Annotated in this window: 4 protein-coding genes and 1 riboswitch; of the genes, 3 read left to right on the top strand and 1 reads right to left on the bottom strand. The window is 38.7% G+C overall.

The window, feature by feature from the left end:
• A partial coding sequence (locus VB654_RS17805; RefSeq protein WP_323215149.1) for a DUF4912 domain-containing protein occupies nucleotides 1-2,457 on the bottom strand: 2,457 nt, incomplete at its 3' end.
• 332 nt (nucleotides 2,458-2,789) lie between these two features.
• A riboswitch (cobalamin riboswitch) is annotated at nucleotides 2,790-2,936 on the top strand.
• A 581-nt stretch (nucleotides 2,937-3,517) separates the two neighbouring features.
• Here VB654_RS17805 and VB654_RS17800 point away from each other — a divergent pair.
• From VB654_RS17800 to VB654_RS17790, 3 genes are all read left to right on the top strand, one after another.
• Nucleotides 3,518-5,545, top strand: coding sequence for a TonB-dependent receptor (locus VB654_RS17800; protein ID WP_323215148.1), 2,028 nt, complete (start codon nucleotides 3,518-3,520; stop codon nucleotides 5,543-5,545).
• Nucleotides 5,546-5,572: 27 nt separating this feature from the next.
• Entirely contained in the window at nucleotides 5,573-6,439 is an 867-nt protein-coding gene (locus VB654_RS17795) for a (2Fe-2S) ferredoxin domain-containing protein (protein ID WP_323215147.1), read from the top strand.
• An 81-nt stretch (nucleotides 6,440-6,520) separates the two neighbouring features.
• Nucleotides 6,521-7,694: ABC transporter substrate-binding protein (locus VB654_RS17790; protein ID WP_323215146.1), on the top strand; the 1,174-nt coding region annotated here is incomplete at its 3' end.

Here is a 7,694-nt window from a genome sequence, read left to right as displayed (position 1 = left end):
TTCAGTTACATAGCCTATTTCTGCAATATAATCGCGATCGCTTTGGGGAATGGCGAGATAAAGTTCTATCCCTGATTCTACTTGATATTCTTTGACAAACTCTGGAGTTTGATAACTCAAGTCTAAATCTGTGACATCATACAACCGCAGGGCTAATTGAGAGATATCATTATTGCCAATATACCAACTTGCGTAAGCCCATTCAGCATTTCGGGCTTTGAGGACAATACTTGCTTCCCCATTCAGATTGAGAGTTGGGTCTTCTGTGGGATCTTCTAGGGGTGTAGCAAAGACGCGAATCCTCGCAGAACGAGCAATTATGATCCAGCGATCGCCCTCAGTTACATAACCTATGTCAGCAATATAATCGCGATCGCTTTGGGGAATAGCGATATAAAGTTCTATCCCTGATTCTATGGGATATTCTTTGACAAATTGGGGCGTTTGGTAACTCAAATCCAAATCTGTGACATCATACAACCGCAGTGCTAATTGAAAGATGCCTTGATTTGCTAATTCTTGCTGACAACTTTCATCAATGTACCAAGTCGCATAAGCCCATTCAGCATTGCGAGACTTGAGAACAATACTTTTTTCCCCATCCACATCAAATACAGCAAATTCTGTCGTGTTATTCGGCACTTGAGATGCAGATTCGAGATTCCCTTGATGTCCCGCCGATGCCTCTAGACCTGTTTCTTCAAAGGTGGCACTATCGGCAAAAATATCTATCTCATCTGACGACAAATTGTCAAGGGGTTCAGCTGCGTCTGCGACTGTATTTAATATATCTTCCGTGATATCTGGTAGTGATGGATGTGAATTTATCACTTTTTCTGATGTTTGCTGGTCTGATATCGGTAAAATAGCTTCATCACAATTACTGAACACCATTTTCTGATCATCATCTGCCATCGGAGACGAAACACTTTCTTCTGTAGCCATATTGCCAGCTAAATCCGTAGTTTCATTGGCAAAAATATCCCCCATGAAATCTAAATCCAGTTCTAACTGGGGATTTTCGGCTATTTCGTCTCCAAAATCATTATTCTCACTATTTTCCGCATCAAATACCACTTCAGGAAGCTGCGACTCTTCAGAGATAACTGGAGATGGGTCTGGTAATTGGGGGTATAGAGTATTTACCACGGCTGCTGGTGCTTCTATATCCCAAGGGGAGTCTTGATGATCAAAAGACTCTGTTACCGTATAATTACTATCATTATTAGTTTCAAGGGATGCTTGCTCATCGACTTGTTCATCCATAGCTGCTCCGGCTCCTGCTGTTAAAGCTTCACCCACGGAAGTATCAATACTTATACCATTTTTTGCCACTTCATTTTTCCCAGTTGCCTGAGAATTTTGATCTGGGGTGTGATCTTGAGCCTCAGTTGCCCAGATGCGTGACCGCAAAAGCCACGTTAGTAAGGCAACAATCACAGAGGCAGGTAACAAAAGCCACCACAGAGGTATATCCTCAAAAGTAGTTTCTGGAGATTGCTGTTCATCTGATGTGGTTTCAGAATTGAGGGGAGCGGCTGTTTGTACTTCCCTCTGGACAAGCATTGCGGCTGCGGCGACTCTCCCCGCTTCTATGGCTTGCTGTCCTGGTGGTGCGAGGGTAAAACCGAGAAAACTAGCAACGTTGGGGCGAGGATTTTGCCTGTAAGCATACACTAAAGGCTGGGAATAGGGATAATTAGGATTATCAGGCAAAGTGTCATTGATGGGAATTACGCGTACATTTGGCAATTGCGACACCTGATAAGCCATTGCATAGCTAATGCCATCATTGCCTAGTTGTTGGACAATTTTATCAGTGCTATCCTCGTCTATTTGGGTAGCATTAGAGCCTGTGGTAAACCCAGCATCTTTGAAAGCTGGAGCAGAGCGAAATGTATTGCGCGTATCACTAGTTTCAGGATGATCAATGAATCTAATTGTACCTTCTGGTGCGCCCAATTCTGACCAATTTGTAATATTTCCTCGGAAGATATCAGCGAATTGTTGATCAGTCAAACCACCCTGAAAAGGATTATCTGTACTAACTATGATGGCAATATTTTCGCGCTGAAACGCTACCTGTGCTAGATTTTGGGCTTGTTCATCTGGAGTTAAACCACGAGCGATCGCTACTAAATCAATAGTGCCATCTATTAAAGCTGATATTGCCACATCAGCACCATTAGCCGCAACTTCTACATTTGTTCCAGAAAACTCTTGCTCAAAACGTTCTTTTAAACTTTGGTTAATTGCAGCCAAACTCATAGAACCATCAATCCGCACCGTAGTCCCATTTTCCACAGTTTCCGGTAGTGAAAAAGAGTCAGCGTCAGTGGCAGATTGTGCCAGCACTGGTGTCAGATCAAACAAAGATACTGCCATAGGGGTAGTAGCTAAGGACAGTAATAAGGCCAGACTGACTATCGCACTATCTTTTTTTTCTTGTTGCCACATAATGCTCTTTATCTAGGTACAGAAAGCTGGACAATTTTAAATTTTATCTTTTAATGCAGGAGGAGACAGCGCTAATTATACATCTGGGATTAAATTTCTTCTAACTTTCTATTGACCAAGACTGGGAGAGTCTGAAAAAGTCATAAAAATTAACTATTTATACCTAAATTACCTATGTTAGCAGTTGACAAAACATTTAAATAGAATAATAATCATTATCATTCAGTTTCTGAGTAACAACCCTTTGTATCTAAATCTTGCCGGCAACAAAACTTTTTTTGTTCAAATTTACACTTTTATAATATTATGGTTAAATACAAAAAGTCAGTTCTTATGGCCAGCATCCATCAGACGTAACAGGTAACTCCTGTATTACGGGGGAAAGTTCGGTGTGAATCCGGCGCTGTCCCGCAGCTGTGAAGAGATAAACACAATTGTTTTCTCTGAGTCAGAACGCCCACTGACGTAATTTCCAAGCAAACACCTATCTGCGAGGCACAGATAATGGATAGATTCAAAAAATTTTGTCAGCATAGATATAGCAAAAGTCAAAAGTTGGCTGTGGCTTTGTTAGATAAATTCCTGGGCAATTGCTGTATTTATCAAAACTGAATTAAACAAAAAAAATCTTAGTAGGTGGCGTTTTTGTGCAACACACTAATGCACAATTTTCTCAATAAACTTGTGTAGCTAAATTTGCATACATAGCAATTTGCAAATAAATAGGGTTTGCTGTTAGGCATAAAAGTTTTGTTGTGGAGATAGGGAACAGGGAACAGTATCAGCTATCTGTCATCCCAAAATTCACACTTTTGATGGTACACCCTTCAAAAACCTTGCACCTACTTTCGGATTTATCAGCAACCCCTAAATAAAGTAGACATCCTCATTATCAACCTTGTGGGGTAAACATCTTGCTCGCCCTGGTGTACTCACTCCGATAGAATGTGATGTCTAAATCTCAGATAAAAAAGAGTTTATCTGTCAACTCTGCACAGAGATTACCAAAATTCAGCAACACTAATAAACCATTTCTAACTAACACATTTTATAACCCTAAATGCCTAAAATTTCTTGGCAATGCTGGAGCAATTTACTGATTCTGCACACAACTTATGCTATTTTGTCGTCAGGATATGTCATAGCCTCAGAATCAGAACCAGATATTGAACTCACTGTAATTGAAAAACTCTTAAATCAAAGAGTCTCTTCACCTCTACGCCGTGACGGTACAGTTGAAGATTCTACACGTCCTGTGTATGTAATTACCCAAGCAGAAATTGCAGCTAGAGGGGCGAGAACAGTTAAAGAAGCGCTACGATTTCTCCCCGGTATCTTAGGTGATGGAACAGTTGGTACAGGAGTTGGTGCATTAAGTGGTCAATTTATTCGCGGTTCTAACACCGGACAAGTTTTAATATTATTAGATGGTAGACCAATAAATAATTTAGGTTCTGGAGGTTTTGACCTTTCTGAAATTACCACCAACAATGTGGAACGAGTAGAAGTTTTACCCGGTGGTGGTTCTACTTTATATGGTTCCGATGCTATTGGGGGAGTCATTAACATTATTACTCGTCGTCCCACAGAAAGAATCACCACCGAAGCCGGAGTTACTCTAGGCGCGTATGGATTAAATCAGCAAACCATTCAAAATAGCGGAAGACAAGGAGATATATCTTGGGTTGTGGGTTATAACCGTACCCAGGCGCAGAATAATTTTCCTTTTTCCATTCCCGAAGCTAATTTTGCCGGAACCAGAGAAAACGATGATGTTCTGTTCAATAATTTTAACGTCAAATTAGAAGCAGATTTAGGGGATAGAAACACCTTAACTCTTTCTACATTATACTTAGGCAAAAATCAGGGCGTATCAGGAGGAGTACCCATTCCTGAACCTGAATTTGGTCAAGGATTTTTCAATTCCTTAACTAATAACAATCGTAAATATACAGACCAAGTTTTAGCTGACTTAACTTGGAACTCCCAGTTAGGACAAGGAAATGATTCTTTATTAACGGCGAAGATTTACACAGACTTTCTCAATACTCGCTTTGATAATCGTAGTGGCGCAATAACATCTCAAAGAAGATTTGAGACAAATCAAAGGTCTTACGGTCTTCAAGCCACACACAGTTGGCAATTAGCCGAGAATCAAATATTAGTTTATGGCTTTGATTACCGCACCGTAAATGTAGTGAATAACAGCTTCCAATTTGCCACAAATGTCAATACCAAAAATTATAATGATGGAATTAATCAAGGTGCAATCTTTGCCAGATATGAAACTAGTTTAACTTCTAATCTCAGTTTAAATTTAGGAGTCAGGCAAGACTTTAGCAGTTTAGTTAATGGTTCTTTTACATCGCCATCTGTAGGCACAAAACTAAAACTATCTGACTCCACTACACTCCGGGCTAACTATATCAGAAATTTTCGAGCGCCAACTATTGCTAACTTATTTAACAATAATCCTACTAATATTGGTAATCCAGAACTTAAACCAGAAAAAGGTGATAGTTATGATATTGGAATTGACCAAAAACTCGGTGACGTTGGTTTACTAAGATTAACATTTTTTCAGAATCGAGTATCAGACACCATCGTTTTTACAAGACTCACTCCCCCTGTAAATGGCAATACAGGTACTTTTGAAAATATCGGATTAGTTCGCACCAGAGGAATTGAAGCTGCTTTAAATGTGCAACTAGCCAAGAATATTTTTGCCTTTGCCAATTATACCCTAAATGATCCGCAGATTTTAGAAAGTAGTAATCTTGCGGAAGTAGGTAAAGAGTTGCGGTTTGCAGGTGCAAATAGTTTAAATGCGGGAATATCATATCAAAATGCTCAAGGTGTATATTTAGGATTTCTCATGCATTCCCTCAGTGGATATCCGACAAATAATACTAACACAGAATTTTTATCTGGTTATACCACCTTTGATACTAAACTGCGAATTTCTCTGAGTGATAACCTTGTATTTAGTGGTAGTGTAGATAATATTTTTAACCAACGCTATCAACTTTTTCCAGGTTTCCCCGATGCAGGTAGAGTTTTTCAATTTGGTGTGAGTGCGACATTCTGAAAAATTTCGTAACAATTAGCAAAAACCATGACACAATTTAATCCTTGGGTAACACCATTAAATTTGATGACAACGGAACCTCTGCTTTCAGGAGGTAGAGTTGAGTATGAAGATTTTCCAGCCGATAGTGATGTTTTAGCATCATTGCTTTACACCTTATTTCAGAAAAATTGGTATCAGGTAGGAGTAGGTCACGTTGCCCAAGGTGGTGTTTTAGAATTAGAATTTACTGCTGCACCTAAATTGTGTATTCTTTACGATGGTTATTTAACGGTAGCGGCTGAAGGTTGGCATTTACACTTATGTATTGAAGCGAGTTTAGGGGGACCAGAGTGTAAAACCCCATTGGAATTAAGAAAACAGCGTCAAGTTAGTCGGGCTGCATTTTATCGCCGATTTAATGCAGAAGGGAATCCCAGAAGTTGGGGAATTAAATTTTGGAATGGTGCAAATGTAGAGGTGATGACTATATTTTTACCTAATCCTTTCGTGGAAGATGAGAATTTATTACCAGAGGGTAAACCTAATTTAGATAAGTTAGTACTTTATCAACAATTGCGAGAAATATATGTTTTAGGAAATCAGCCCATACCATTTACTAGCAATCCTTTAAAGCGTTCTTATATTTCGGTTTGTACTTCTGGGCGTTGTCTTCCTTCTCGGAAGTGGGAACCTACATTTGAGGCTTTAAAATCAGCAGTGGAAAAAGCTGGTTTAGATATTGAAGTTAGAACCTCTGGCTGTTTGGAAGTTTGTAAATTAGGTCCAGTGGTATTTAATTCGGAGGATAGGAGTTGGTACACTCGCGTTACTCCTGATGTGGCTAAAAATATTGTTGAGGAACATTTAGCAAAGGGTAATAAAGTCAAAGAACATTCCTATCCTCCAGAGTAAATCTTTGTTTGTAGTAAGGACTTTAGTCCTTTCTAAAACCACCAAAGTCCTAACTACGAACCAGAAAAGCAGTAACTAAACATGATATTAATAAAAATTCATCAACGTAAAAGCAACATTTTTTTCTGTCTATTAATCTTAGTTGCTACCTTAACTATCGCTTGTAACAATACAATTCCCCCAGGTAGCAGCGCCTGTACTCAAGAATATAATCCTAATATTGATTATTTTCCGGCAAAAGTTAGCGTTAATTATGCCACAGGTTTTAATGTAGAATATCATAAACACTATAAAATCGTCACAGTTAAAAATCCTTGGCGGAATGCTAATACAGGTTTTCAATATGTTTTAGTGCAGTGTGGCGCACCAGTACCCCCGGATTTTCCAGAAACGCAAGTAATCACAATACCTGTAAATTCTGTTATCACTCTTTCGACTACTCATTTACCCCATTTAGCTAAGTTAGGAGTAGTGGATAAACTTATCGGGGTGAGTGATGTGAAACAAGTAAATACGGCTGAAGTGATTTCCAGAATTAAAACCGGAAAAGTTACAGAGGTGGGGAGAAATAATAATGTTAATATTGAGCAAATATTAGATTTAAATCCCGACTTAATTACAACTTATGCTGTGGGTAATTCACAAACAGATAGTTATCCGCAATTAGTAGATGCTGGTTTGAAAGTGGCCATAAATGCAGAATATATGGAAAATTCACCCCTGGGAAGAACTGAGTGGATGAAATTTACATCTGTGTTTTTTAATCAAGAAGAAATAGCCGAAAAAGTATTTAGGGAAATTGCGAGTAAATATGAAGAAATTGCTCAACAAACTAGGTCTATAAGCAAACGTCCTAGCGTATTTGTGGGATTTAACTTTAAAGGTACTTGGTATATGCCAGGAGGTAATAGTTATGTCGCTAAGTATCTTAATGATGCTGGTGCAAATTATCTGTGGAGTGATGATAACACTTCGGGGAGTCTACCCCTATCCTTTGAGGTTATTTTAGAACGTGCTGCTAATGCTGACTATTGGCTGAATTTTAGTCAATCTTGGCAGAATGTACAAGATATTTTGAAAGCGGATAATCGCTATGGTGATTTTCAAGCTGTAAAAATTGGCAATCTTTATAATAATGATGCCAGATTAAACGAATATCAAGGTAATGATTATTGGGAAGGTGGTATTAGTAACCCTGATTTAGTTTTAGCTGATTTAATGAAAATATTTCATCCTGAATTATTACCCAATCATC

It is taken from the genome of Nodularia sp. UHCC 0506 (assembly GCF_034931045.1).
Lineage (GTDB): Bacteria > Cyanobacteriota > Cyanobacteriia > Cyanobacteriales > Nostocaceae > Nodularia.
Note: the sequence above shows the minus strand (reverse complement) of the source record. Positions and strands in the feature narration are given on the sequence as shown.